This is a genomic window from Nitrobacter sp. 62-23 (assembly GCF_001897285.1).
Classification (GTDB): domain Bacteria; phylum Pseudomonadota; class Alphaproteobacteria; order Rhizobiales; family Xanthobacteraceae; genus Nitrobacter.
In genome coordinates this window covers 1-266 of sequence record NZ_MKSM01000111.1, presented here as the reverse complement: position 1 = coordinate 266, position 266 = coordinate 1, and the positions used below count along the sequence as shown (strand labels likewise).

1 protein-coding gene is annotated in these 266 nt (G+C 60.5%); it reads left to right on the top strand.

Features of this window, described 5'->3' with window-relative positions; genetic code table 11:
- On the top strand, positions 1-266 hold a 266-nt coding region (locus tag BGO16_RS11860), incomplete at both ends, for a peptidoglycan DD-metalloendopeptidase family protein (RefSeq protein ID WP_292618946.1).

Genomic DNA, 266 nt, shown 5'->3' with positions numbered 1-266 from the left:
AGCCCCGCCATTGCCTTTGCGTCCGCCAAGGGTTTGTTGTCGCTTCCGGTTAACGGGACGAAGATCCGTGACTTTGGCGGTTCCGACGGCGTCGGCGGCGTGGAAAAAGGTATTTCGCTGGCGACTCGCCGGGGCGCGCAGGTCACGACTCCGTGTGATGGCTGGGTTGTGTATGCCGGACCATTCCGCAGCTATGGACAACTCTTGATCCTCAATGCCGGTGGCGGGTATCATGTCCTCATCGCCGGGATGGAGCGTATTTCGGT